Annotated in this window: 22 protein-coding genes; 8 read left to right on the top strand and 14 right to left on the bottom strand. The window is 53.5% G+C overall.

The features are described from left to right. Nucleotides 1-166: 166 nt before the first annotated feature. Complete coding sequence (locus NSS83_RS25275; protein WP_341187145.1) at nt 167-1,069, bottom strand: cell wall hydrolase; 903 nt, start codon at nt 1,067-1,069, stop codon at nt 167-169. An 83-nt stretch (nt 1,070-1,152) separates the two neighbouring features. Beyond that, a complete protein-coding gene (gene thpR / locus NSS83_RS25270; protein WP_341187144.1) occupies nt 1,153-1,758 on the bottom strand; it encodes an RNA 2',3'-cyclic phosphodiesterase in 606 nt (201 codons plus the stop codon). Nucleotides 1,759-1,848: 90 nt separating this feature from the next. Between thpR and NSS83_RS25265 the strand changes: the two genes are divergently transcribed. Further along, nucleotides 1,849-2,805 carry a D-2-hydroxyacid dehydrogenase gene (locus NSS83_RS25265; protein WP_341187143.1) on the top strand — a complete coding sequence of 319 codons (957 nt, stop codon included), beginning with the start codon at nt 1,849-1,851 and terminating at the stop codon, nt 2,803-2,805. 279 nt (nt 2,806-3,084) lie between these two features. On the opposite strand, the gene NSS83_RS25260 is transcribed toward NSS83_RS25265, so the two are convergent. The 3 genes from NSS83_RS25260 to dgt form a co-directional block, all read right to left on the bottom strand. Continuing rightward, the gene (locus NSS83_RS25260; RefSeq protein WP_341187142.1) at nt 3,085-3,369 is read right to left on the bottom strand and encodes a hypothetical protein; all 285 of its coding nucleotides are present in this window, start codon (nt 3,367-3,369) and stop codon (nt 3,085-3,087) included. A gap of 335 nt (nt 3,370-3,704) precedes the next feature. Next, nucleotides 3,705-5,489, bottom strand: coding sequence for a HAMP domain-containing methyl-accepting chemotaxis protein (locus tag NSS83_RS25255; protein WP_341187141.1), 1,785 nt, complete (start codon nt 5,487-5,489; stop codon nt 3,705-3,707). 203 nt (nt 5,490-5,692) lie between these two features. Further along, nucleotides 5,693-7,102 (bottom strand): dGTP triphosphohydrolase, encoded by a 1,410-nt coding sequence (gene dgt, locus NSS83_RS25250; RefSeq protein ID WP_341187140.1) that lies wholly within the window; start codon nt 7,100-7,102, stop codon nt 5,693-5,695. Nucleotides 7,103-7,294: 192 nt separating this feature from the next. On the opposite strand from dgt, the gene NSS83_RS25245 reads away from it, so the two are divergent. From NSS83_RS25245 to NSS83_RS25225, 5 genes are all read left to right on the top strand, one after another. Then, a complete protein-coding gene (locus NSS83_RS25245; RefSeq protein WP_341187139.1) occupies nt 7,295-8,071 on the top strand; it encodes a polysaccharide deacetylase family protein in 777 nt (258 codons plus the stop codon). A 115-nt stretch (nt 8,072-8,186) separates the two neighbouring features. Beyond that, nucleotides 8,187-9,212 (top strand): helix-turn-helix transcriptional regulator, encoded by a 1,026-nt coding sequence (locus NSS83_RS25240; protein ID WP_341187138.1) that lies wholly within the window; start codon nt 8,187-8,189, stop codon nt 9,210-9,212. A 41-nt stretch (nt 9,213-9,253) separates the two neighbouring features. Beyond that, entirely contained in the window at nt 9,254-10,891 is a 1,638-nt protein-coding gene (locus NSS83_RS25235; protein ID WP_341187137.1) for an ABC transporter substrate-binding protein, read from the top strand. 81 nt (nt 10,892-10,972) lie between these two features. Next, nucleotides 10,973-11,974 (top strand): iron-siderophore ABC transporter substrate-binding protein, encoded by a 1,002-nt coding sequence (locus tag NSS83_RS25230; RefSeq protein ID WP_341187136.1) that lies wholly within the window; start codon nt 10,973-10,975, stop codon nt 11,972-11,974. Further along, the gene (locus tag NSS83_RS25225) at nt 11,971-12,762 is read left to right on the top strand and encodes a hypothetical protein (protein WP_341187135.1); all 792 of its coding nucleotides are present in this window, start codon (nt 11,971-11,973) and stop codon (nt 12,760-12,762) included. The genes NSS83_RS25230 and NSS83_RS25225 overlap by 4 nt, the downstream gene beginning before the upstream one ends. 48 nt (nt 12,763-12,810) lie before the next feature. On the opposite strand, the gene NSS83_RS25220 is transcribed toward NSS83_RS25225, so the two are convergent. The 4 genes from NSS83_RS25220 to NSS83_RS25205 form a co-directional block, all read right to left on the bottom strand. Further along, a complete protein-coding gene (locus NSS83_RS25220; protein WP_341348768.1) occupies nt 12,811-15,015 on the bottom strand; it encodes an alginate lyase family protein in 2,205 nt (734 codons plus the stop codon). A 50-nt stretch (nt 15,016-15,065) separates the two neighbouring features. Beyond that, on the bottom strand, nt 15,066-15,935 hold the full coding sequence (locus NSS83_RS25215; protein WP_341028956.1) for a carbohydrate ABC transporter permease: 870 nt from the start codon (nt 15,933-15,935) through the stop codon (nt 15,066-15,068). Between the two features lie 24 nt (nt 15,936-15,959). Continuing rightward, nucleotides 15,960-16,868: an ABC transporter permease subunit gene (locus NSS83_RS25210; protein ID WP_076157105.1), complete on the bottom strand. Its 909-nt coding sequence runs from the start codon at nt 16,866-16,868 to the stop codon at nt 15,960-15,962. Nucleotides 16,869-16,944: 76 nt separating this feature from the next. Next, nucleotides 16,945-18,516: an extracellular solute-binding protein gene (locus NSS83_RS25205; protein WP_341187133.1), complete on the bottom strand. Its 1,572-nt coding sequence runs from the start codon at nt 18,514-18,516 to the stop codon at nt 16,945-16,947. A 222-nt stretch (nt 18,517-18,738) separates the two neighbouring features. Here NSS83_RS25205 and NSS83_RS25200 point away from each other — a divergent pair, with 222 nt between their 5' ends. Both NSS83_RS25200 and NSS83_RS25195 read left to right on the top strand, forming a co-directional pair. Then, nucleotides 18,739-20,544, top strand: a complete 1,806-nt coding sequence (locus NSS83_RS25200) for a histidine kinase (protein ID WP_341187132.1) — start codon at nt 18,739-18,741, stop codon at nt 20,542-20,544. Then, a complete protein-coding gene (locus tag NSS83_RS25195) occupies nt 20,531-22,147 on the top strand; it encodes a helix-turn-helix domain-containing protein (protein WP_341346752.1) in 1,617 nt (538 codons plus the stop codon). The genes NSS83_RS25200 and NSS83_RS25195 overlap by 14 nt, the downstream gene beginning before the upstream one ends. A gap of 114 nt (nt 22,148-22,261) precedes the next feature. On the opposite strand, the gene modB is transcribed toward NSS83_RS25195, so the two are convergent. The 5 genes from modB to NSS83_RS25170 form a co-directional block, all read right to left on the bottom strand. Continuing rightward, nucleotides 22,262-22,924 carry a molybdate ABC transporter permease subunit gene (gene modB, locus NSS83_RS25190; RefSeq protein ID WP_341187130.1) on the bottom strand — a complete coding sequence of 221 codons (663 nt, stop codon included), beginning with the start codon at nt 22,922-22,924 and terminating at the stop codon, nt 22,262-22,264. Nucleotides 22,925-22,953: 29 nt separating this feature from the next. Then, nucleotides 22,954-23,697, bottom strand: coding sequence for a molybdate ABC transporter substrate-binding protein (gene modA, locus NSS83_RS25185; protein WP_341188069.1), 744 nt, complete (start codon nt 23,695-23,697; stop codon nt 22,954-22,956). A gap of 245 nt (nt 23,698-23,942) precedes the next feature. Continuing rightward, the gene (locus NSS83_RS25180) at nt 23,943-24,713 is read right to left on the bottom strand and encodes an ABC transporter permease subunit (protein ID WP_341187129.1); all 771 of its coding nucleotides are present in this window, start codon (nt 24,711-24,713) and stop codon (nt 23,943-23,945) included. Continuing rightward, a complete protein-coding gene (locus NSS83_RS25175; protein WP_341187128.1) occupies nt 24,710-25,639 on the bottom strand; it encodes an ABC transporter ATP-binding protein in 930 nt (309 codons plus the stop codon). Before NSS83_RS25175 ends, NSS83_RS25180 begins: the two co-directional genes overlap by 4 nt. Further along, complete coding sequence (locus NSS83_RS25170) at nt 25,636-25,863, bottom strand: PLD nuclease N-terminal domain-containing protein (RefSeq protein ID WP_341187127.1); 228 nt, start codon at nt 25,861-25,863, stop codon at nt 25,636-25,638. Before NSS83_RS25170 ends, NSS83_RS25175 begins: the two co-directional genes overlap by 4 nt.

The raw sequence follows: 25,863 nt of genomic DNA, 5'->3' as shown, positions 1-25,863 counted from the left end.
AACCTCCAGCCCATAGAAATGGGGCTGGAGGTTCTTTTCGCTCCGCGGACCTGACAAGGCATCGGAGTCAGCAGTACGGTTGTGTCTTCCGGCTGCGTCAAATAGCTGTAACTGAATAGACGTATAGCGTCTGGTGTATAAGATCTTTTTGTTTACGGAAGAATCCTTATTTATAAAAGGTATGATTGCCGATGGTCTTGGCGAGTGTCCGTGAATGATGCACGGTCAGATCCTGTGCCAGCGTCAGCGACAGGAAAAAATAGGTGTCATCCGTAACTTCTTTGACCCCCATAAGCGCTGCGTTCACAGCCTTAATACTGTCCGCATTGGGCTTCACGCGTTTAAGACGCCCGTTTGCCACAGGACTGAACTGCCTTTTTTGATAAATGACTTCTCTGATAGTGTCGGGAAAATTGGCTGACCGCAGCCGGTTTAGAACAACGTTGGCAACTGCCACCTTGCCCTTGTACGGTTCGCCTTCTGCCTCTGCCATGACGATTTTTTGCAGCAGATGCAGGTCTTCTCCGGATACGGCGTAGCTCCAGGTAGCTTCAGCTTGCTGCTCCTTGGGTAGTAGCTTGGTCCGGGAGAAGAACAATGTTGCGGGGGGATGTTGCTGAGTTACAGCCTTGCTTGGTTTCACACTCTTCGTCCCCGTTGCCGCGATCTTCAGCGCTTGCGCCGCTGGCGGCGATGCTTTCACCACAGTTACCTTAGGCTTAGTCACAATGGAAGCCGGCTTAGCCGCACTCTTGTGCTGCAGCTTCTCGGGACTTATCCATCCTGCACTCACCGTGCGGGTCCAGGTATGGACCGGCTTGGCAGCTGTGGTGTAGAGCATGGGTGTACTATTTTCGGCTGAATGGCTTGTCCTGTGCAGGACGGATGCGGCTTGCGGAATAAGCTGCTCTACCGATTGATGGCTTGCAGAGTTAAGCTTACCTATTTCTATTACATTCTCCCCGGTAGCAGCAGTTCCTTCGGGGTTCATCAAACTTATCGCTGAGAAAGACACTAGGATTACACCAACCAGCAGCGCAATATAGCGGCTCTGTTTGAAAATCAACATGTTTTACCTCCTATTTTACGGCACATTCCTATTGTATGTAACCGAAAATGGAAGCTTTGAAAACTTTCTTGTCGATTTTATATTTAGAAAAATGTAAATTTTTCAGTCATTTCATACATAGGAATGGCATGCATCCTGGTAGCATACACCACAAAAGCATCTACCGTCCAGCCTATGTCTGGAAGTACTTGGTCTGAGGGGTGCTTCTCCATCCGTAAATTTTCCAGCCGCTCCAGCGTAAACGGATCTTCTCCGCGATATTTGCGGGCCACAGTCAAATGGGGATTGTACGTTCGCATCTCAGGAGTATATCCTAGGGGAAGTGTCGCTGAAACCACCTTTTGCTGCAGCTCCAAGAGCGGCTCCAATTCGCCGGTAACCCCCGCCCAGAGCACTCTTGGCGAATCTGGAAGACCGAAGGTGCCCCATTCACCGAGCTTCAATTGAAAGCCTTTGCTTGAGCGTGCAACCTTCCATAGTGCCTCACAGAGAGCTGGAATAGTTTCCCTGGGAGTATCTCCAAGAAATTGAAGCGTAATATGGAAATCTTTAAAATGTGTCCATCTGGCAAATTTAAGTCCGGACGACACATGGGCAGACTCATTTTTCAAATATTCAAGCAGCCTATCAGGCAACGGCACCGCAACGAACAGGCGCTCTACTTCTTGCTCCGGGTCCAAATGGTTCATACGAATTTCACCTTTCCAGGCAGATTTGTTATGCTTATCTATACTTATCGTCCATTTCTCTACTGAAATGTAGAACAGGAGGGAACCATCATGACTAAATCCATCGTTTGTATGCAGCAGCTCTCCTCTGCTCAACAGGAGCTGATCCGCGCCGCTGCACCAGAGTACACACTTACCCTGGGAGATTCCAGAAACCCTGATCTGGAGCTGCTCGCCGGCGCAGAGATTATTATCGGCTGGGGCAAAGGCATCCGTGACACCGTACTGCGCCAGGGCTCGCCGCTCCGCTGGGTACAAGCCTGGTCCGCCGGAGTAGAGAAGCTTCCGCTGGAAGCCATGAAAGAGCGCGAAATTCTGCTGACGAACGCCAGCGGTGTGCATGCGCAGCCGATTACTGCAGTCATCCTCAGCTTCATGCTGATGTTCACACGTAACATGCACACGGCCATCCGTAACCAGCAGAACCGCCGCTGGCACTCGGACGGGCAGGAGAGCGAGCTGACCGGCAAGACGATCGTCATCGCCGGAACCGGAGCGATCGGCAGCGAGACCGCCAGAATCGCCCAGGCCTTCCGGATGAAGACAATCGGCGTCAGCCGCTCCGGGCGTCCGGTGGAGGGCTTCGACCAGATCTTCACCACCGGGGAACTGAAGGACTCCGTCCGCGGAGCGGACTTCGTGGTCAACACGCTGCCGCTCACCGACGAAACCCGCGGCCTGTTCGATGCTGAAGTCTTCTCTGCCTGCAAGCGGGGGGCATACTATATTAATATTGGCCGCGGCGTGACCACTCATACGGACGATCTGATCGCTGCACTGAATAGCGGCCAGCTGGCCGGAGCGGGCCTTGATGTCTTTGAGACCGAGCCGCTGCCGGAAGACCACCCCCTATGGGACATGGAGCAGGTCATCATCACCCCTCACTGTGCCGGGGTGACCGACCGCTATGCCGACCGGGTAGTCGATATCTTCGTGCAGAACATGAAAGCCTACCTGGATACCGGCAAACCTTCACGCAACCTGGTAGACTACAGCCGCCAGTATTAGGTTGCTTGCAGAGCTGAGCTGGCGGGTGGCGGTTTAGCGGACTATTGGGATTGCAGGCTGCGTGTTGGTGGGTGGACAAGTCGTGGTTGGTTGGCCGTAGCTTGGTGGATTGACTCACAGTTTAGAGTTCTAACGGTCCCTTGCGGCCAAATGTTGCACATATTGCAACTCGGGTATACCCAATTTGGGCTGTTCGAGCGGAATGTTGCAGGAAATGCAGGAATTATCCTGTTCATCTGCCAACTGGATAAGAATTGCTGACATTTGTACAACAATCTCTCAATTCACCTCATATTGATCAGGTAAATGTTGCAAATTGTGCAGGATTCCAAGCGGACTCATTAGCACCAACACCAACATCAGCATCAGCACCAGCACCAGCACCAGCACCAACATCAGCACCAGCACCAGCATCAGCACCAACATCAGCACCAACACCAGCACCAACACCAGCACCAGCACCAACACCAGCACCAGCACCAGCATCAGCACCAGCACCAACACCAACATCAGCACCAACACCAGCAACAGCACCACATGTCGATAAATGCTCAGCTCGTTCAACTCTTTTAACTAATTTCAGCAATTCAGCAATTCAGTTCATTCAGTGATTCACGAATTCACGCATAATAAAGAGCCTCTGCTGAACTAAGCAGAGGCTCTTTATATACTTCCATCCCTCAATAGATTGAACTTGAAATTTCCCCATTAGGGAGCAGTGGCGGAAGAGAAGTTTGGAACTGTAGGAGCGACAGCGTCCGCCTTTGTTCCCGGATTTCAACCGCTGCTGCGGTTCAATCCAAGAAATCCGGGAACAACAGCGGCCGGAAGTCCAAACATTCTCTGCAGTCACGGCGTATCCCTAATCCCCGAAATTTTACCACTTCAATCTATCCCCCTCACACCTTAAATCGGCTTACCGACTCCCGAAGCTCCGTAAGCAGCAGCTTCAGCTCCGCGATGCCGTTAGCCACAGCGGTGGTTGAGCTGAGCTGCTCATGTGCAGAAGCAGAGGTCTCTTCGACACCTGCCGCGGATTCCTGGGAGAGTGCCGAGATATGCTGGCTGAACTCGTTCATGGTCTCGCTGGCACCGGTCATTTGCTGCAGGTCCTGGCCCATCTCGTCGATGGTCACGGCCATCATGCGGACCGAGCTGTTGATCTCAGCCAGGGCATCACCGGTCTCGACAATCTGCCGGCTGCCTTGCTCCGTCTTCACTACTCCGCCGCGCAGCTGCTCTACCATGGTTCTGGAGTCGAGCTGGATGCCCTGCGTAATCTCTGTAATCTCCGAGACCGTCCGCTGCACATCCTCTGACAGCTTCCGTACTTCCTGTGCGACAACGGCGAAGCCGCGTCCGCTGTCACCGGCCCGTGCCGCTTCAATCGCAGCATTGATCGCCAGCAGATGAGTCTGCTCCGAGATGCTCCGGATGGCCCCCACCAGATGGAAGATGCCTTCATTCTTGCGGTTCAGCTCTTCTACCGTATCCATGGACTGCGAGACCGCATCGGCAATCTCGTTCATCTGCGCTACGGAGCTTTCCATAAGTGCCCGGCCCTTTTCACCCTTTTGCCGTACCTGCTCGGAATGATTGGAGAGATCCGTGCCTTTGCCGGCAAAATTCTCAATTAACGTATTTAGCTCCTCCACCGCCTTGGAGGCATCCACCGCTGCTTCGGCCTGGCTTCCGGAGGCTGTGGCCAGCTCTTCCATCGTCAGCGCGATTTGGCTGCTGCCTTCCTTCGTATCGGCAATTCGATGCATCAGCTCATCGCCCTGCTCCGAAATAATAGTGGATACATTTCGGATCTGGCTGACCATTTCGAGCAGCGTACGGTTCGTTTCATTCACGGTCTTGGCGAGCAGGCCAATCTCGTCCTTGTTGCGGATCAGCGTCTCTTCCGCCGTCAGATCCCCGCTGGAGATCTGCTGCAGCTGCGCAGTTACCCTTTTCAGCGGATTGATGATCGTTCTGCGGATAACCGTGTTCGTCAAGCCGATCACCAGAAGCGCAGCCAGCACAGTCACGATATTTAAAGTGACTGAGGTATTAAAAATTTTCGCAGAGATTTCACCCTCATTCTCAGCATCCTTCTGACTGTGTGCTACCAGCGCATCCAGATCCACCTGCATGGAATTAAAAGCGTCAATTCCCTTCTGCGATACCTCCAGAGCTAATTTCTCGTCATTGGAGCTGCTGAGCAGGATCGCCTGATTGTTGACCGTCAGGAACTCGCCCCATTTCCCGACGAGCGACTGTAATTGCTTCAGCTCCTGGTCTCCTTTCAGATTGGCTTTATATTCCTTAAAGGTATCCGACACTTTACGGATGAATTCGGACCGTTCTTCCGCAAGGGCGTTTTTGTCCGCACTGTCAGTACTCAGGATATGCTGCAGGCTGAGTGCCATAACATGCTCTGTCAGGTAATTGACATTATGAATTTTATTCAACTCGGGGATGATGTGATTAATGATTTTTTCGGTATTATTCTGCATGCCGTTCATTTGATAGAGAGATACCCCGCCGCTGATCAGAACGAATACAGCCAGAGCCGCATAACCGGAAGCGATCTTGAAGCCAATGCTTTTTCCGCCGCTGGACAGCTTCGCCTGCTGCTTCTTGCCTGCTCTCTTTCTCCCTTTTCCTAACAAATTCTTCAGTCGCTGACCTATACCCACACCTGTGTGCCCCCTTGATAATGTCTGGATGTTTACACCATTTTCCATCTGATTACATTTATTTTCATAAAAAAAGCAAAAAAAAAATAGGTTATATGTACTATGTCGGCAGCAGACGATTAAAAATTTACATGTTTCTCCCGATGTAAGGTTTTACCTGCCAGCCCAAAGGGCTGACAGATAAAGTTCCTACTATAACAAGCTTAATCCAGATCGTATATCGAACCGACCTTCAGTCCGTACAGCTCATTGTAGATTTTCTCGGCAAAAGCGTCCGTCATTCCGGCAATATAATCCGTCACCATATGCTCCCAGGTCCAGATCGGTCTGGCCGACTTCTGGTCCTTCTCGAACCGCTGCAGCCAGTCCGAAGGGATGATACTCCGGGATGTCTCGGGATCAAGGAAGGCCTCCCACAGCCGCCGCAGTATCCACTCGCTCCGTTTCTGCAGACGCTGCACGCGCAAATCGCGGATCATCGTTACCCAGGCGAAGCTTTTGAGCACACTGACGGTCCGCAGCATGTCCTCATCCTCCCTGCCTTCCTTAATGAAGGTAACCTTCTTCCAGTCCCCGTCCCCGATCACGCCTAGGCTCGCGACGAAGGTACTGACCCAATAGGCCTTGACTTCACGGCGGGTGCGGGAATAGTCATTCTCACAGGTAGGCATCTTCTCCTTCCACACCCGCAGGAACGAACTCAGCACCTCCTCCACCTTGAAGCGGATCGCAGACTTGTTCCAGCCGGACCAAAAGGCATCCTCAAGCGTGGTGATTTTCTCGACAATCAGCCGCTGGATATAATCGTCATGCATGAAATGCTCATGCACCTCAATCTTCCCGGCTTTGATGCCGTCCTCCAGGTCATGCGCCGAATAAGCAATATCGTCACACAGGTCCATCAGCTGCGCTTCCAGCGTTTTTTTGCCGGCCGGAATTCCCCACTGGGTGCGGATCTCGTGGATATACTCCCATTCGTGCAGATACATCCCCTTCTTCAGCACCGTCCCGGGAAAAGGATATTTGTTAATCCCCAGCAGCACCGCATCCGAGAGGTTCAGGCCGTCGATATTCTCGCGCTTCTCCAGGAACATAATCAGGCGGAAGTTATGGGCGTTGCCTTCAAAATGCTCATATTTGCGCTTCATGCTCTCATGAATCGTCTGCTGCTGAACGGGTCCTGCCCCGGACTTAGCTACCGCCTCCACCGTCTTGCGGGTAACCAGCTTCTCCAGCAGGTTGTCCAGCACCTCTTCTCCCTTATGCCCGAACGGGGGATGTCCGAAGTCATGGGCGATTGCCGCGCATTCCACGACCTCGGGATCAATGACCAGACCCGGATTCTCCGCAGCTCCTGTCTCTACTTCCGGGTAAGAACGCAGCAGACTCTTGGCCGCTTCACGGGCAATCTGCGCTACCTCCAGCGAGTGGGTCAGGCGCGTCCGGTAGTAATCCCCGGTTCCGGCTCCGAACACCTGGGATTTGCCCTGCAGCCGCCGGAAGGTCGGCGAATGGATCAGACGCGAATAGTCGCGTTCATATGCGGCTCTGGAGGTCTCCAGCTTCGTGATTTCGGGATATTGTCTATGCTCTCTTTGTTCAATCAGTGTCATCTCCGCTGCCCCTATTCCTTGATCTGTATTTAGTAACTTATTATAAGTCATTTCCGCCGGAACTTTCACTCTAAAATGCAAATCGCCCTGCGGGCTGTTATAAATGCATAGCATCCAAGGGGGATAGAGCATTCTAAGACTTAAGCAGCAGGAACCGCTTATAAAAACAAGTGTGGAGTGAATCTGAGAGCCATGAGAACAGCCACCCGAATGACCGCCGCAGTTCTTGCAGCACTGGCGCTGATGCATAGCCCCTCCGATCTGGCCCTGGGCAGTCCGAATAAGGCAAAAAACCGCTACTACTATGAGGAGCGCGGAGATATGATCTGGGAAGTGCGCACCAGCCAGAAGGTGATTGCGCTGACCTTCGATGACGGTCCGGACCCCCTGGAGACGGACAGCATTCTGGAGGTGCTGCATGAGTACGATGCGAAATGCACGTTTTTTGCGATTGGCAAGCGGATCGCCGCATATCCCGATGTCGCCAGACGCGTAATTAATGAAGGACATGAGCTGGCAAACCATACCTATAACCATGTCTACTTCAAAAAGCCGGTCTCCGGGAAGCAGATTCAGGAGGAGCTCGCGCTGACAGAGCAGGAAATTATGAAGATATCCGGCAGGCACAGCAGCCTGTTCAGACCGCCGGGCGGAATGTATGACGAGACCCTGATCGATGTGTCCAACAGCATGGGCCTGAAGCCCGTACTGTGGTCCTGGCATCAGGACACCCGCGACTGGAACCGCCCCGGCGTCTGGAACATCTCAAGCCGGGTCATCCGCAATGCCAAGAGCGGCGATATTGTCCTCTTCCACGACCATGTCCACGGGCCGTCTCAGACGAAGGAAGCGCTGAAGATTATTCTGCCTGAGCTGAAGAAGCAGGGCTTCCGGTTCGTGACCGTCTCGGAGCTGATTGAGTTATCCGATGTACAGCAGGCGAAGACGGACCGGCATATAACCTATTAGGGGGCCTCCCCGGATTGCACAGGTTCACAAAATAAGGTAGTCTTGAGCATAATAAGGCTATCCTAATAAGGCTATTTGTGAATCTGCCAGTCCATCCCCCAGGAGGGTACAATATATGACCGAGAATACTTCCTATACAACCGAGGAAATCGCCCGGCTGCTCAAAATCTCCAAGCTCAAGGTCTATGATCTCATTAAAAAGGGCGAGCTGCCCTCTTACCGTGTCGGCAAGCAGATGCGCGTTGACCTCTCCGACCTGGAGAAATACAAGCAGAATTCCCGCAACAGCGGGGCCTATGCGAATCCGCTGCCCGGGAGCGGGCTGACTGAAGCTGCACTGCCGCAGGCACAGCCATCGCAGCAGGCAGGCCTCCCGTTCGCCGCCCCTTATCAGGCCTTCGCCTCCCCGCCGCCGCACAGCTTGAAGAGCAGCGGTGTAAATGTAGTCATTACCGGGCAGGATATGTCGCTTGATATTCTGGCAACCCATCTGGAGCGGACTCTGCCCTCCACCCGTCCGCTCCGTTCCTATGCGGGCAGTCTGGACAGCCTCATTGCCATGTATCAGGGTGAATCAGATATTGTAAGTACCCATCTGCTGGACGGCGACAGCGGCGAATATAATCTGCCCTATATCCGCAAGCTGCTCGTGGGCTTCTCTTATATAGTAGTGCATCTGCTGACGCGTAGCGCAGGCTTCTATGTGCAGAAGGGTAATCCGCTGGGCATCCGCAGCTGGGGAGACCTCCGGCAGGACGGAGTGACGCTGATCAACCGTGAGCGCGGCTCCGGCGCCCGGGTGCTGCTGGATGAGCAGCTGCGTCTTCATGGTATTCCATCGTCCCGCCTGAACGGATACTCTAATGAAGAGAACAGTCATCTGGCAGTAGCCAGCCTGGTGGCGAGAGGCGGGGCGGATGTGGGCATCGGCACCGAGAAAGCGGCCAAAATCATTGACGGCATCGACTTCATTCCCCTGATCCGCGAGCGCTACGATCTGGTCATGGTGAAGAAGCCGGAGAATGAAGTCTGGATTAACGCGATTCTGGAAATTCTGCGCTCGGAAGCGTTCCGCAGTGAGCTAAGCTCGATTCACAGCTATGACCTGAGTGAGACGGGGGATATTATTTACGAGACTTAAAAGGATCTGCTATTTTTTTCCGGCCGGACGAGGAGGTACGCATGTTATCCACAATACAGCAGACAGCATTCAGGCTGGAGCGCTTGTTTTTTTCAAGCGTACACAGCTATTTCGGAAGATTTGCAGAGGGGGAGTCTTTGCCCCGAAGGATCCTTCACCATCATGCTTTGTGTTATGTTACAGAAGGTAAAGGGCAGATTATCCTAAACGGGAGGCTGCTTACGGCGAATAAAGGAGACTTCTTTTTGTTGTTGCCCGAAACTTCGGTGGAAGGCAAAGCGCTGACGACAGAACCGCTGCGTTATATGATCATTTTCTTCTCCTGTATCCAGCTTCGTAAAAATCGCAGGCAACAGCAGCTCCACCCTCCGGAATTTCCAATTAGCGGGAAGCTTGAAGCTTCCGCCCATCCACAGGCTGCAGAGATCACCAGCCAAATGGCCTCCTTTCACCGTACCCGTGACCCGGAGGATATCATGCACGCCAAACACCGGCTGCAGCTGCTGCTCGCGATGCTCCTTCAACCAAGTAAGCGTATTGTGCAGGACAAGGCTGTAGGGATGGACATTGTGCTTGCCCACATGAAGAACAACTACAACCAAGAGCTTAAAGTTGGGCAACTGGCTCTAATGGCGGGCTTAAGCACCAATCATTTTATCAGAGCGTTCAAGCAGCTTACAGAAAAGACACCTATGACTTATTTACTGGAGGAGCGGATAAAAAGAGCCAAGCAGCTGTTGTTCTCTTCTGAACGGGTCAAACAGATCGCCAAGGAAGTGGGCTATAAGGACGAGCATTATTTTAGCCGGGTGTTCAAAAAATCGGAAGGCGTGGCACCGGCAGGCTACCTCAAAAATAATCATATCCGTATTGCTGTTCTCTACTATGGTCTGGACGATTACCTGATGACACTTGGATTGACGCCAGTGGCTGCGCTGTCTTACCGGGAGCGGGTATCAAGAAATTACAGCCTCCCCCACTCCGGTATACAGGAGCAGGGCATTGTCCGCCTGAACGGTTCCCGGTTGAATTACGAGGAGCTGGCACGTCTGAAGCCTGATCTGATTATTGGGAGCGACCGCCTGTTACCAGGAGAGTTGCTGGAGTCCATCGCACCGACGGTTGTTCTTAAGCATACCGATAATGTGGAGCAGCAGTTGTCAAGGTTGTCCCGCATTCTGGGCAGAGAGCAGCAGGCAGATGACTGGATGAACCGCTACGCAGAGCAAAAGCACCTCCTTAGATCACAGCTGGAGGCACAGGATGTGCTGCCCACCGTTTCTTTTATCAGAGTCAGCTCTGAATTCTACCGCTTGTACGGCGCCTCTAATCAGACAGGAACTCTGCTATACCAGGATCTTGGACTGAGTCCGCCCCTCTCAACCCCTGAGCAGACTGAAGCAATGGATTTCGAGATTCATGAGCTTCCCGGGTATAACCCGGGAACCATCTTTTTGGCTGCGGACCCTACCCTGGAATCGAGACAACGTCTGGAAGCACTGCTCTCGTCCAGAGAATGGTCTTCACTGGATGCAGTGAAGCAATCCCGGGTGTTCGATGCCGGAGATCTGTTGTTCAAAACACTCGGACCCTCCGGCAGAAAGTGGGCCATGTCGTATGTTGCATCCCGGATTAGCAGGCCGGCCGATAGAATTATCCACGCCAACACAGGGTTATAATCCATTGATAAGTATGTATCGTTCTCCTATCATAATGATAATGATTATTATTATCTATTGCGTAAAGGAGACTAGAAATAAATGAAGCAAATGAAATCCTTCCAGTTCCTGCTCCTTGCCGTGCTGCTGCTGATCCTGGCTGCGTGCAGCAACGGAACAGGTCAACCGGCTTCTGAAGAACCGCGTCCCTCCGCCTCCCAAACCAGCGGTCAGGGGGCTGCGGAACCGGGCACACGCACGATTGCCCACCTTAAGGGAGAAGCTGTGATTCCGGCCAAAATTGAAAAAATCGTTGTTCTCTCGGCAGAGTACATAGATCATCTGTTGACTATCGGAGAGAAGCCCTCCGGTGTGAACACCGAGGTCCGGTACGGAGGAGAGTATCTTCCCTATATGGCTGACAAGCTGCAGGGGGTACAAACCGTAGGTTCGGCGGATAATCCCAACCTTGAGGCCATTACCTTGCTTGATCCGGATGTGATTCTTATTGAGAGCCGGACGGCCGAGAATAAGTATGAGCAACTGAACAAAATCGCCCCTACCATCGTTCTTGGAAATGAATGGCTTGATTATGGCGACGATACTTCCTTTTGGACCAAGGATCTGCTAACCATTGCGGAGATGTATGACAAAACGGACCTGGCGAAGGAAAAAATTGCTGAACTGGAACAGAAAACGCTCCAGGCCAGCGAGAAAATCAAAGCGCTGGACAACAAAAAACTCGCCTACCTCCGTGTGCGGGAGAAGACACTCCAATTGTACGCACAGCAAGGTCATCCAACCAATGCATTACTCTATCAGGATCTCGGGTTCGAACCTGCCGCACTTACGCCGGAAGAGCAAAGAGCAGATTTATCCTTGGAGAAAATACCGGAGCTGGGGGCAGACTTTATCGTCCTTGAGGTGGATTCCAATGCCGGAGATTTCCTGGACAACATGCAGGCCAGCCCGCTCTGGAAGAACATCCCTGCCGTACAGGGAGGAAAGGTTCATGAGACCGATTCCTTCTGGCTCTTTAAGGGCTGGGGAGTGATCGGCCGGGGTGAAATTATTGATGAAATCATGGCATGGCTGGGGAAATGAGTGAGGCTATACCTTTTAGCAGCCAGTGGATACAAGATTTCATGCAGCAGCATTTTGCCGTGACTGTCGCGGAGGACAGGAATAATTCTTTTCCTTACAGTACAGAAGATCTATTGGATGAAGCGAGGCTACCGCTCATTATCGGCAAGCAATCGGTTCAGCTTGGGGAGCCTGGAGGAATTGTGGTCGGAACTTTATTTGCCAAAAGGTACTCGGTGTTGATCATGGGACTGGCCGCCTCCATCACTCTCTTCGATACCCCTCTCTCTCTGTTGCCCGGCGCTTTACGGTTCAGGCTAACGGATGCAGGAATGATGCAATATGAAGCGGAGACGGCAGCCACGGACAAATGGCCTGTTAATCCTTCGGAAGTCCGTCAAGCCTGCCTTTCCGGCTATATGGATCGCCTGCTGGCACATTTACGGCAGGTGCTACAGGCTGTATCTGTGTATACAGGAGCTAAGGAGAAAATCATGTGGTCGCTGATTGCACATAATTTGCATAACCTGTATGAACGGCTGCATACGGACAAGGGACTCTGGGACTCTGAGGAGCGTGGCCGGATCATCAGCCAGGATTATACTACCCTGCTCCAGCCGGAGAAGCCGGATGAATTATCCATGCGGTTCCGGAGGTATGAGCATCCGAAGCTGCGCGGCCATTCATTATATCTGCGCAAGCATTGCTGCTTGGCCTACCGGATCCGGATCGGGCCAGATGCCGGAGAGTATTGCAGCACTTGTCCCAAGCTATCCCCGGAAGAGCGAGGGCGTATATTAGATGAATAAGCAACGCCCCTCACCGGTTCGGGAGGGGCGTTGCTTATTCGTGCTGTGCTATTCTCTATGACCGCTAACGACAATAACATCCCGGTTATAGTTGCCTCCAGCAAACGCGATGCCCTCCGGCTCCGTCTTGCGGGGCAGCAGCGCTTCGGAGATAATATTGCCGGTATGGTCGAGGTAGCTGGTGACATCGACACTCTTATGGTAGAGGCAGATATCATCCACCCGGTCCCCCATCACGATACGCAGCGCGGTGGCCTCCTGCACGGAGAGTAGTTCCCCATGCTGCCGGACAGGCAGCCGTTCTACACTCACCTGCGGCTTCTCTGTTCTGAACGGAACGGCCAAGGTAACGACGGCTCCGCCTCCGGTCAAGGTAAGGGAACGCTTCATGACCGGACTCTCGTGATAGTGGCCCTGCTTGAAGATCAGGCCCTGCTCCAGCGTCAGCCGGTCCTCCGCCAGCCCGGAGGGGAGCGGCTTCAGCAGCAGATTGGCCCCCTCCAGCTGCGAGACCACTTCCCCGCTGAGAGAGTCGTAAGCCGCTGCACCCGGCGGCAGATGGAAGTACTGCTCATAGCGGTGCTCTTCCTGCGCTTCGAAGAGGTCCACGATCAGCCAATAGCTGTTCTTGACGAACAGCACCTTGCGGGAGTGAACCACCGGATCTTCGTAACGGGTATATCCGTACTGGCTCGCAAAGGCATAATCATACGCTTCATTGAACCCAGTATCCCAGATTCTACAGCTCGCCGTAGGCGGTGTATTCCAGTGGAAGCTGCGGACATGCTGGTCCTGCCCGTCGACAACTACAGTGTTATGGGCGCGGGTCGAGACTGTATATTTACGTTCCTTGTTCCACTCGAACAAGCCCATACCCGAATCGGCCAGCAGCTCGCGTCCTCCGGCGTAGAGAACCAGACTGAGCGCATCGGAATGCGCATGCCCGCCAATCCCCACACCTGCCCGCATCGCCATGTACATATCGTTAGGGCTCCAGCCCTGGCGCGAGGTCACATAACCGCCTGCCGGGAAGCAGGCGGCCGTCTCCGCAGGCTCTGCAGCCTTGAGCTGATCATACTCCGACGCAGCCTCCGGCCCCACTCTCCACAGCAGGGAGAACGGCAGCCGCTCATGTCCCAGCGCCTTGAAGTCCCCCCGCTGGTACAGGTAAGCGCCAAGGCTCATGACGTTGCGCAGCTCGCTGACGACCTGAACATCGGTATCGCCGAACTTGACCAGCTGCCCGTCCGGTGCCAGCAGATGCATCGTGACGACATACATTTTCTCCAGCGTCTCCCGGTATTCCCCGGCATCGATGCCGAGCTTCTGGTACAGAACCACCAGTTCATACAGCTCGCGCATGACGATCAGGTGATAATTCGGGCTGCCCTCGAACTGTACCCCGTCGGGGTAGACGTTCTCAAGGATGTATCCCGGCAGCTTACGCCCAGCGTATTCCAGCCATGCGGCGGAATCCTTCAGCTCCGGCAGAAGCAGCGCCGTCTGAGTCAGTCCCCGGAGCTGCATGCAGACATGGTTGCCGCCGCTGGCATGATATTTACGGACGTACTCCCCGTGCTGCTGAAAGGACTGAATCAGCTTCAGCTTCACCTCAGCCCTAAAGGCCGGGGAGCCGAAGAAGGTAATGAAGGCTTCCGGCAGCATGAACATCCGCACACCAGCCGAGAGAGGGTCCCAGGTCGAATGCTCCGCCCGGAACGTACCATCCACCGGCATAGGGTTATCGTCAATGAAATGGCTGATCATATCATTGAAGCATTTGGCGTATTTATCATCCCCGGTCAGCGCATAGGCTCTGGACAGGCGCTTCACATAGACGAACCGGGTCAAATGCAGCTGATACTGCGAGCTGTCGAACAGCCAGCTGTTCCAGTCATAGCTTCCGTGCCGGAAGAGCACTCTTTTCCCTTTGAACAGGGGAATATCCCCCTCCACAATCCGGTCCGCCTCGGCAATATCCTGCTGCGCCTCCTCCTCCCCGCTGTAATGGCTGGCGGCGTAAGCCCTAAGCCCAGGAACATCCTTCACATCAAAGTAATATCTCCCGTTGTTACCCGCTGCAATGACTTCTAAATAAGCATCCCGTGCACCGGCGATATCGCCTAAGTCCAGCTTCGCAGCTACACTGGCAAGCTCCGGTCTGGTCAAGTCCAGCCTTGTGCTTAAGAATTCTCCGGCAGTCAGCTGCGGCTTCGTGTATGCGGGATTGTGCCGCAGATCTTTATAATTCATGGTCAATTCTATCATCACCTTTATATTTGCGGATTCATCCGCCTAAATGTCTATTCCTTAATCGAACCCAGCATGGCACCCTTAGCAAAATATTTCTGCAGGAACGGGTACACCATGACTATGGGCAGCATCGCCAGCAGAATGGCCGCATTCTGGACATTGGGTCCAAGGTTGGCCGCAAGCGAGGCATCCACCGCCGCCTCTGCCGAGATATTGGAGGCGCTGATCGCGACCATCTGCCGCAGGAGTGGTTGAATCGGCCAGCGCGTCGTATCATTCAGATAGATAACCGCCGAGAAGAATTCATTCCAGAACTGCACCATGAAGAACAGGGTGAACGTAGCGATAATCGGCTTGGACAGCGGCAGCACGATCGAGTAAAGAATTCGGAATTCCCCCGCCCCGTCAATTCTTGCCGCTTCGTCCAGACTCTCAGGCAGGCTCTGGAAGAACGAGCGGATGACCATGATATTGAAGGCACTGGAGGCTGCCGGAAGCACTACCGCCCAGTAGGAATCGATCAGACCCAGATTTTTGACGACCAGATAGTTCGGAATCATGCCCCCGTGAAAGATCATCGTGAAGAAAATAACCAGCAGCATGACCCGGCGTCCGGGCAGAAATTTCTTCGACAGCGCATAAGCCAGTGTAATCGAGACAAACAGACTGAGCACCGTGCCCATCACCGTGATAATTACAGAGTTCTTGACGGAGGTCAGGAACGTATTCGCATTCAGCAGATAGCTGTAGGCGTCCAGTGTCCAGTGCTTGGGCCAGATGAAGAAATTCCCGGCCATCGAATCTCCCGGCGGACTGAACGAGACCGCAATAATATACAGAAAAGGCAGAATAACCAGCAAGCTGATTAAGCAAATGATGACTACAATAATGGTATCAAACCAGGTTGCCTTAAGCTTCATAACCTCTCCACTCCTGTTCTAGTTCTAGAATATGCCTTCCTCACCCAGCAGCTTCGCCGCATAATTGGCCCCGAGGACCAGGATCAGACTGGCAACGGATTTGAACATGCCTACGGTAATCGCGAAGCTGTAATTGAATTGCTCCAGACCGACATGGTAGACGAACAGATCGAAGACATTGGAGACATCCAGGTTAAGGCTATTGGTCATCAGGAAGATCTGCATGAAGTTGGAGTCCATAGAGGAGCCCAGACGGAGCAGCAGCAGAATCACAATGGTTCCCTTGATGCCGGGGAGCGTGATATGCCAGATGCTCTGCAGGCGGCTTGCTCCATCCACCTTGGCTGCTTCATACTGCTCAGGGTTAATCCCCGCCAGTGCCGCCAGGAAGATAATCGTACCCCATCCCGCATCCTTCCAGATGGACTGGAAGATGACGAGCGGCCGGAACCATTCGTTGCTTACCAGGAAATTTGCACTGCCGTCGAACCACTGGCCGAGGTAATGGTTAATGACCCCCGAAGGCCCGAAGAAGGAAATCGTAATCCCGTAAATCACGACCCAGGAGAGAAAATGGGGCAGATACACGATGGTCTGCGAGACACGCTTGAACACCTTGAGCCGCACTTCATTCAGAAGCAGCGAGAGAAAGATAGTGAAAGGAAAATAAATGATCAGATTCAGCAGACTGATCAGCAGCGTATTTTTCAGCAACATATAGAAATCGGAGGTTCCGAAAAACTGTCTGAAATTATCCAGCCCCACCCAGGGACTGTCCATCATGCCCTTGAACGGGCTGTATTCCTTGAAGGCCAGAATGAGTCCTGTCATCGGGATATAATGAAAGGTGAGAAAGTAGAGAATACCCGGTGCTGCCAGTAAATAAAAGGGCCATAGCTGATGAAACCGTTTGGGGCGTAAAGCTCTCTGCACGGGCTAAACCTCCTTATCCGATTGGGCAAGTGGAGAGGGAAAAGCCCCCTCCTTTGCCTCTGTGTATTGTGTTGTATTACTTCGTGGAATGCTCTGCTTTATACTGGTCCAGCAGTTCCTTGGTGATCTGCACCCCAGGACCCTCAGTCCAGGCATCAATTTCCTTCTGCACATCCTCCCAGGCTCCCTCGCCCAGCACATACTTCGTCATTACCGCACTCATTTTCTTATAGCTGTCCGGATTCTTGCTGGCGTACTGTGAGTTGTAGCTGAGGAACGGATTCTCCACTCCGATCTTGCTGATCGTATCTAGAGTCGCCTTTTGCAGCGCCAGGATGTCCGGCTCCTTGGAGTTGGCGTATACATATGGATCTGCGCGGTTCTCCAGGATGAAATTGTTCGGCTTATCCAGCTCATATTGCTTCTTCTGCTCCTCGGTCTGCACCGCAACCCCATTCTTGAAATCGCTGGAATGGATGCCGGTGACACCCGCTTTGGAGAACGCTACATTCTCCTCGGAGGCTGTGAAATCAAGGAAGTCTACAATCTGCTGCACCTTATCCTCCGGCACGGAGCTTGGAACCGCCCACAGTCCGTAGTACCCGGAGAGTACAGAAGCGCCCTTCTGTCCGTTCGCGCCTTCAAGCACATCGACAATCGCGATTTCGGCCTTCGGGTCCGTCTGTTTCAGCTTCTCTACGTTGGTCTCTACAATATCACTTACATTCCCGACAAAAGCACCCGCTGTACCGGCCAGGAACTTACTACGTGCCTGCCCCTGGTTCTTCAGTACCGGCGCATCCTTGTCGATCAGGCCCTTGCTCCACGAATCTCTCAGCCACTCCAGGAATGCCTTGTATTCAGGCGTCTGGAAATCACGGACCACCTTATCGCCCTCCAGCTTCCATACATTCGGGATGCCGAAGGCATATTGAATGGGTTGAACACCGGAGAATGGTCCAGGGCTGTTCACACCGTCTGATCCGTAGATTGTGAACGGAATGGTTTTGCCGCCGCCCGCCGGGTCCTTCTCCTTGAACACCGCAAGCGCATTCGCCAGCTCATCCATAGTCTTCGGAACCGGCAGATTATACTTATCCAGCCAGTCCTTGCGGATCAGGATATTGGCTTCACCTCCGCCGTAGAGACCGCGCGGCCGGGGAATCCCGTAGGATTTGCCGTCAATCTTGGCACCGTTCCAGACCACCTCATCAATCTGGCTGATATTCTTGGTCTTCGCAAGGTAAGGCGTCAGGTCATGAAAAGCGCCCATTTTCACCAGGTTGTTGAATTTATCGTCCTTACCGCCATCCATTAGCAGCAGATCATAGGAATCTCCGGCGGATACCGCCACAGAGAGCTTATCTGTATAGGCTTCGGATGGCACGAAGGTTACGTTCAGGTCTACATTGCCGCGCTTCTCCAGATCCTCCAGCGCCTTGTTGTTCGTCATCTGCGGCGGATTACCGAAAAGAATGGTCATGGCCTTGATGCTGGCTGGCTTGCCAGCCGCACCGCTTGGTGTACTGCCTTCCGGTGCCGCTGTGCTGCCTGCCGCAGAATTATTACCGCCGCCGCAGCCCGCCAGTGTAGTTACCATCAACGCCGCTGAAGCTACAAGCGGTACAAGCTTTCTTGTAATATTCATTGTCATCCCCCATTTGCTTGTATTGATTGCGTTTACATCGTGCTTACACTTTGGATTATAGAAGACGCCGGAGCTTAAGAACATGCCGGATTCCAGCCAAAGTGTCACCATTTTTAAGATTTGCCGGGCCGCAGGTATCTCCATGTCCGCCAATGTACTATAATCTGTTTAGGATAGCCTGCCCGGTATCCGTAGTCCAAAACCCCTAACGGATGTGATTCTATGAATTCACCCTTTTTCAGCTTTTTGCGGCGGAGCTTCTATATTAAGATGATTGTGGTCATGTTCGCCATCTCGGTGGTTCCGCTGATTGTGCTGTCCTTCATCTCTGTAAGCGTATCCAGCACGACAGTGGAGCAGCAGGTGAACCGCCTGAACGCCCAGCTCGTCAATCAGGTCGTGGACCGGATTGAATTAACCATGACCCGGCTGCGGGAGCTCAGCGAGCAATACTCGCGGATCTCGTCCATTCAGAGTGCACTGGTCTCGCCTTCGGCCCAATATTTTGAAGAGGTGGTCCGCAAAAAGGATCTGATCTCGGTGCTCAGCGGCGCCTCCGCCATCATCGGGAACGTGGAGGGACTGCAGGTCTATTCCGCCGTCACCGGAGAAGTCCTCTCCTCCACGGAAGCTCCTGCCATGCTGGAGGATTCCCCGTACCGGCCGCTGATTGAAGCGTATCTGGCTTCGGGACGGCCGAATCTTTTTCTGGACAAGCACTCGCTGCCTGAGCTGGCTATCCTTAATTCGTCTACCTATTATATCTCACGCGTTCCCTTCGACTTATATAAGGACCTGAAGGGCGTGCTGCTGATCTCCATGAACAACAGCCAATACCAGCAGCAGATCGAGAATATTCAGCTTGGGAGCGAGGGGTCCATCTCCCTGCTGACCGAAGACGGCCTGACCATTGCCACGACCAGCAAGCTGGAGAAGCAGGAGGATACGCAGCGGGTGCAGGAGATTCTAAAGCGCTGGAAGGAGCTGAAGCGCCCCGATCAGTTCGCGGCAGGCTCCTCAATAGTCTCTGTCAAACAGACCTCAACCTATGACAAATGGATCGTCCTCTCGGAGATTCCGTCCAAGGAGCTGACGGCCAGCGCTGAGATCATCCGCCGGACAGTCACTTATTTCCTGCTGATTCTGGTCTGTCTGGGGGCGCTCTGTGTGGTCGGTTTCGGGTATCAGCTCTACCGGCCTCTGCAAGCTGTGAAACGGCAGGTCGATGCTCTGAAAAAAGGGAATTTCGAGGCCCGGGTTACCCATTTCGCCAATAATGAGATCGGAGATCTGGGCCGGATGCTTAATACCATGGCTGTCCGCATTCAGGATCTGCTGGCAGACCTGCATGATTCGGAGGATCTGAAGCGCAAGCTGGAGATCCGGGCGCTGCAGTCGCAGATCAACCCCCATTTCATGTACAATACCCTCAATACGATCCGTATGTTCGCCATGATGAAGGATTATGAGAAGATCAACTCCCTGATGGGACGGCTGGTGGCCCTGCTGCGGTATTCGATGGAGAATTTCGAGCAGACGGTGCAGCTCCAGCAGGAGCTTGATTATCTGGCGGATTATGTCGGGCTGCTGAATATGCGCTACAAATGCCAGATTCACCTGGAGGCTGAGATTGAGGAGCCGCTGCGGGGCATGATGATTCCGAAGCTGGGTCTGCAGCCGCTGATTGAGAACTCCGTATTCCACGGCATTCTCCCGCGCAAGGTACCGGAAGGGCATATCCGTGTGCGCGTATACAGAAGTCCCGGCGGGAGCCATATTATTGTACAAGTGGAGGACGACGGGAAGGGTCTGGAAGAGGCTGAGCTGAAGAAACTGCAGCTTCATCTCCAGCAGGAAGAGTCTGCCGAGAACATCGGACTGCAGAATGTATGGATGCGTATGAAGCTGCTGTTCGGGGCGGAGACACAGATCCTGCTCACAAGCGCTCCGGGCGAAGGCTTGACCATCCGCATGCTGCTGCCGTCCGGGAACGTCCTGATTAAGGAGGAACATCATGAATCACTATAGAGTTGTCCTTGTGGAGGACGAGATTCCGGCAAGAACCGTCTTCCGGCATTTCATTGAGGAGCGCGCTGACCTGTTCACCCTTGTCGGCGAAGCCGAAGATGGCCGGGACGGACTGGAGCTGTTCCTGAAGCATAAGCCGGAGCTGATTGTTACCGACATCACGATGCCTGGCATGAACGGGCTGGAAATGCTGCGCGAGATTGAACGGAGCGGGGTCCGTGCGCCGCAGATCATTATCCTGACCTGCCATCAGGACTTCCATTATGCCCAGCAGGCCATTCATCTGAAGGCAGCCTCCTATCTGATTAAGGATGACTGCCTCTCCGATCCGGGCCTGTTGACCCGGACGATGGAGGAGCTGGCGGTCCTGGCGGATTCACGCGGCGAGACGAGGAACAATTATCTGCAGCTGGAGCAGCAGGTCCGCCTGAGCGAAGTGGAGATCGAGCAGAGCCTGTTCCTGGACATGCTGCGCAGCCCGGCGGCTGAAGCCAAATGGCTGCGCAGTCTTGCAGACTCGCAGCTTCCGCTTCACGGCCAGGGCTTCATGACCCTGCTCTTGGAGCTGGACCGCAACTCCCTGCGCTTCCCGATCGACCAGCTGGAGGAGCTGAAACTGTGGCAATTCGCCGGGGTCAACGTGCTGAAGGAGCTGCTCGGCAGCATAGGCCCGCATAAGGTTATCGCCCTCGACAAAGGGCGATTCCTGGCCCTGTATACCGACAGCATGAAGACGGAGAGACCCCGCTTCCTGGAGCAGGTGCTGGAGTCTCTGGCCGCGAATCTGCGGATGAGCTGCATCGCCCTGCTGTGCAGCTTCGAACAGGGGCTGGAGGAGCAGCCGGAGGCGCTGAAGCGGCTGGCTTCAGCGCCGTATCCGTTCTTTTACCGCTGCAATGAGCTTATCGGCATCGGGGAGTGGGGGCAGCTCTCCAGCTTCCAGCGGATTCCCGAGCCGCAGAGCCGCTTTTGGAGCAAGGTGCTGAAGAAAGCGCTGCTGGAGCCGCATCTCAGCACAGCCGCTCTGGAACAGGAGCGCCAATCCCTGCACCGTCAGGCCATGGAGCAAGCCTGGGACCCGGAGCAGATCAAGTCCCTGTACCTGAGAGTCTTCCTGGATATGAGCCATAACGTAATTGGGGCGGAAGGCGGAGCGGACCTCGAAGCGGAGCTGCGTGTACAAATCGAGCTCTGCCAGACGTTCAACTCCGTACATGAGATCACCTGCGATTATTTCCGCAAGCTTCAGCAGCTTCAGGAGGGCGGCCGGAAGATCGACGCCTCCATCACACGTATCATTCAACAGATGCGCGAAGATCTCAGCTATCCCTACAAGCTGGAGGAGCTGGCGGCTTCGATCAATTACAGCGTGCCTTACTTCAGCTCCATGTTCAAAAAGGCCGTCGGCGAGAGCTTTGTCCAATATCTGACCCGCCTGCGCATCGAACAAGCCAAGCTGCTGCTGCTCACCACCGACCACAAGACCTTCGAAATCTCCGAATCCATCGGGTTCGAGAATTACCGTTCCTTCAACCGGATCTTCAAGAAGGAGACCGGCGTCTCCCCCTCCGATTACCGCCGGCAGGGGACTCAAAGTATATAAATTGGTCATGTGCCGCCCGCTCCAGCCGATTGTGGTCGGTTTACCGTAAACAACCCCCGCCTTCACCGCAAATTCCGGTGAGGACGGGGGTTGCTCTTGTTAACCTGTAATCCGTCAGGAACGGCGGTTCACGAACATCAGCATAAGCATGGAAATCAAAATGATCGAAGCGACCCACATCCAGGCCAGCGTCATGTTGCCTCCGTCCACCGCTACATAGATCGCGGTAGGCACGGTCTGGGTGCGGCCCGGAATATTGCCCGCCACCATAATCGTGGCCCCGAACTCGCCCAGCCCGCGGGCGAAGCCGAGGACATAGCCGGCAGCCAGCGAACGCCCGGCCAGCGGAAGGGTGACATAGCGCAGCACCTGAAGCTCGCTGGCTCCCTGCGCACGCGCAGCATCCTCAAGATCCTTCTCTACCCCCTCGAAGCCTGCCTTGACCGTGCGGTATACCAGCGGAAAAGCCACCACGACTGCGGCAATTACCGCTGCCCCCCAGGTGAACAGGATCGTCTGCTCTGTGAACTGTTCATACAGCCTGCCGATCCAGCTGCGCCGCCCGAGGAAGACCAGCAGGACGAAGCCGACCACAGTCGGCGGCAGCACCAGCGGCAGCAGCAGGACCGTTTCGACCAGGCTGTGTCCGAAGAACCGGCGTCCCGCCATCTTCCGGGCAGCCACTGTGGCCAGCAGGAATACGATCACACTGGTTAATACCGCAATCTTGATGGACAGCCAGACCGGGGCGAAAAAGTCGGTCCAATTGATCTCCATCTCTTTTCACCCTATCTAATAGAAGTTACTTATTTCGCTAATTGAAAGCCGTAGCCTGTAAAGACCGAGCTTGCAGAAGCAGTCTGCACATAGCTGTAGAAGGCTTTGGCTTCTGCCTGATGCGACGAATCTTTGACAATGCCCACCGGATAGTTAATCGCCTTGTGTACATGGCCGCCCACCGTCAGGGCAATCTTCACCTTCTTCGAGGTTAACGCGTCTGTCTTGTAGACGAACCCTGCATCCGCATTGCCTGTCTCCACATATGACAGCACCTGACGGACATCCTTGGCGAAGACCAGCTTGCTTTGCAGCGTATCCCAAACCTTCTTCGCGGTCAAGGACTGCTGGGCGTATTGTCCGGCCGGAACCGATTCCGGCTGGCCTACGGCTACTTTTTTGAGGGCTGGAGCGGTAAGGTCAGTAATGGTTGTAAGCTTCGTATTCGAATCGGAAGGAACCACGACGACCAATTGATTCTTCAGCAGCGCCTTGTGGTCAGCGATCAACCCTTTATCCACCAGCGCGTTCATCTGTTTATCGCCTGCCGAGAAGAACAAGTCGGCCGGTGCCCCCTGCTCAATCTGCTTCTGCAGCGTCCCGGAGGCGCCGTAATTGAACACCAGCTTAATCTCAGGATGCTGCTTCTCATACTGCACCGCGATCTTATCCAGACTATCCTGCAGACTCGCTGCTGCGGAGACAATAATCTCCGTCTTTTTGGCTGCCGCCTCAACATCTCCCGCTGAACCCGCCGACACGCCCGCCACCATCAGGAACACCAATAATCCTGTCAACCACTTCTTCAGCACACTCCATACCTCCCAATCACTCTTCTTTATTTTGATCATATTCTAGCAAGTTAAATCGAATTATACAATATATTTGATTATGTTTGTATATGTTTAGTTATAATTAGTATTAAAATCAGGGATAACCCTAGCCCGCACGCTAAAAAAACCCCACCCTATGTATAGGGAAGAGTCCCGTATCCAAACGTTATGCAGCGGTTCCCTTACTACAGTTCCTGCTCCTGAAAAATACGCTGGCACAGGAAGACTAGTACTGCCGACAGTAGCAAAGAGATGCACGCAGGTATGAACCAATGCTCCGGCAGCGTTGCCCCGGAAAGGATATCCTGATTAATGGTGTTCAGCCTCCCGGGCAAATATCGGTCCAGATAAGGCACCAGGCTGAGCAGGCTTATGACAAAATAAGCGGCAAACCCGGTAAAAAAAGCCTGGGTAAATGTCCGGGCCAATACACTGGCCAGCATGGAAATACAGATTACAAAAACCCCGTACACCCAATATAAGAGAAAAGCCAGATACAAATTCGGAAGAGCATATTCACCAAAAATCAGATAAGTGTACAGGACACATACGATACCAGCCGCTGCGCAGGCAGCGGTAAACAGCAGCATCCTGGAGGCAACCTTGCTTAACAGAAAAGAGGTCCTTGACAGTCCCTTTGTCAGCAGAAATGCAGCGGTTCCGCTTTTTTTCTCATCTACCATAGTTCCGCATACCAGCAGAATCACCACGATGATGCCCGCCTGCTTGAGGTTGTTAAATGTATCCTTGTAGGCATCGGTATATACAGGGGCCGGTATATGAATTACGCTTCCAGGGCCTAACTTATTCGAGTAAGCCTTCATTAATTCGGGTTCAAACTTCGCAGACAGCGGGCCTGACAAGGCAAAAAAAATAAATACCCCTAACAGAATCAGCACCTTCTTGCTGACTATCATCTCTCTCAGATCTTTCCTGAACAGCACTTTAGTATTCACCGGGCATTCACCATCTTCAGAAAAAATTGTTCCAATGTGGGCTCCGTTATCCGAAACAGCATCAGGGGAATCCCTGCACCGGATAACAGCTGCGGGATATAAAGCTGCGCTTCCCTTAGATCAGCCACGTTCAGGTTTAATGCATTCCGCTCTTCCAAAATCTCAACATCCAGTACTTGCGGGTGTTCGATTAATAATGAAGCTGCGGTTTGCAGAAGCTCCAAGCTCTCGGTCTGAAGCTCAAGGGTATTCAGGGCGGACTTGCTCTTGATGCTGACCAGCGAATCATCGGCAATCACCTTCCCCTGGTCCATCATCAGAATCCGGTCACAGATCTGTTCAACCTCATAGAGATTGTGAGAGGACAATAAAATCGTCAGCTCTCCGGCAAGCGACCGGATCAGCTCAAGCACCTCACTTCTACCTACCGGGTCCAGGGCCGAGGTCGGTTCGTCCAGCACCAGAATCTTCGGTTCCGGCAGCAGGGCCTGGGCAATGCCAAGCCGCTGCTTCATACCACGGGAGAAGCTCCCAATCCGTTTGTTGCAGCCTTCCAGGCCAACCTTGTGGAGCAGCTCCTCAATCCGGCTGGTTAATGCAGGGCCTCTCATATAATACAGTTCCCCCACAAACCGCATCAGCTCCTTGGGCTTCATCCATTTGTAGTATTGCGGAACATCCGGAACAAAGCCAAGCCGGGAGTAACGGGACTTGCCGAATTCCAGCACCTCCCCATCAATCCTGATCATTCCTGAAGTAGGGCGCGACAGCCCGCAGAGCATGTTCAAGGTGGTAGTCTTCCCTGCCCCGTTCGCTCCCAGAATCCCGCAGACCGATGAAGCGGGGATACGCACCGTCATCTCCCGGACAGCGGTGAACGAGCCGAAGGTTTTGGTCAGCTTCTCGGTTTCCAGAATATAGCTCACTCTTCATCTCCCCGGAGCAGGAAGTAGGCCACTGGTCCAAGAATATTGCCAAAGATCACAATCAGCGACCAGATCCACTTATTGCCGAAGCGAAAGCGGGTTCGTCTGGCTATATCCACAAACGCAATAATCCATAATACAAGCTGAAGCACGATGAGTGGCGATAACATCAGCCAGAATTTCGCATCAACATTCTCCCCGATTGTAAATGTACCGAATTCCAT

Origin of the sequence: Paenibacillus sp. FSL H3-0469 (genome assembly GCF_038051945.1) — a bacterium.
Classification (GTDB): domain Bacteria; phylum Bacillota; class Bacilli; order Paenibacillales; family Paenibacillaceae; genus Paenibacillus_AQ.
This window is presented reverse-complemented; position numbering and strand designations above follow the sequence as displayed.

What these genes read in the sequence shown, in the direction of transcription:
- NSS83_RS25275 (WP_341187145.1), bottom strand. Translation starts at nt 1,069, where the DNA reads ATGTTGATTTTCAAACAGAGCCGCTATATTGCGCTGCTGGTTGGTGTA.
- thpR (WP_341187144.1), bottom strand. Translation starts at nt 1,758, where the DNA reads ATGAACCATTTGGACCCGGAGCAAGAAGTAGAGCGCCTGTTCGTTGCG.
- NSS83_RS25265 (WP_341187143.1), top strand. Translation starts at nt 1,849, where the DNA reads ATGACTAAATCCATCGTTTGTATGCAGCAGCTCTCCTCTGCTCAACAG.
- dgt (WP_341187140.1), bottom strand. Translation starts at nt 7,102, where the DNA reads ATGACACTGATTGAACAAAGAGAGCATAGACAATATCCCGAAATCACG.
- NSS83_RS25245 (WP_341187139.1), top strand. Translation starts at nt 7,295, where the DNA reads ATGAGAACAGCCACCCGAATGACCGCCGCAGTTCTTGCAGCACTGGCG.
- NSS83_RS25240 (WP_341187138.1), top strand. Translation starts at nt 8,187, where the DNA reads ATGACCGAGAATACTTCCTATACAACCGAGGAAATCGCCCGGCTGCTC.
- NSS83_RS25235 (WP_341187137.1), top strand. Translation starts at nt 9,254, where the DNA reads ATGTTATCCACAATACAGCAGACAGCATTCAGGCTGGAGCGCTTGTTT.
- NSS83_RS25230 (WP_341187136.1), top strand. Translation starts at nt 10,973, where the DNA reads ATGAAGCAAATGAAATCCTTCCAGTTCCTGCTCCTTGCCGTGCTGCTG.
- NSS83_RS25225 (WP_341187135.1), top strand. Translation starts at nt 11,971, where the DNA reads ATGAGTGAGGCTATACCTTTTAGCAGCCAGTGGATACAAGATTTCATG.
- NSS83_RS25220 (WP_341348768.1), bottom strand. Translation starts at nt 15,015, where the DNA reads ATGAATTATAAAGATCTGCGGCACAATCCCGCATACACGAAGCCGCAG.
- NSS83_RS25215 (WP_341028956.1), bottom strand. Translation starts at nt 15,935, where the DNA reads ATGAAGCTTAAGGCAACCTGGTTTGATACCATTATTGTAGTCATCATT.
- NSS83_RS25205 (WP_341187133.1), bottom strand. Translation starts at nt 18,516, where the DNA reads ATGAATATTACAAGAAAGCTTGTACCGCTTGTAGCTTCAGCGGCGTTG.
- NSS83_RS25200 (WP_341187132.1), top strand. Translation starts at nt 18,739, where the DNA reads ATGAATTCACCCTTTTTCAGCTTTTTGCGGCGGAGCTTCTATATTAAG.
- NSS83_RS25195 (WP_341346752.1), top strand. Translation starts at nt 20,531, where the DNA reads ATGAATCACTATAGAGTTGTCCTTGTGGAGGACGAGATTCCGGCAAGA.
- modB (WP_341187130.1), bottom strand. Translation starts at nt 22,924, where the DNA reads ATGGAGATCAATTGGACCGACTTTTTCGCCCCGGTCTGGCTGTCCATC.
- modA (WP_341188069.1), bottom strand. Translation starts at nt 23,697, where the DNA reads ATGGTGGCGGGCGTGTCGGCGGGTTCAGCGGGAGATGTTGAGGCGGCA.
- NSS83_RS25170 (WP_341187127.1), bottom strand. Translation starts at nt 25,863, where the DNA reads ATGGAATTCGGTACATTTACAATCGGGGAGAATGTTGATGCGAAATTC.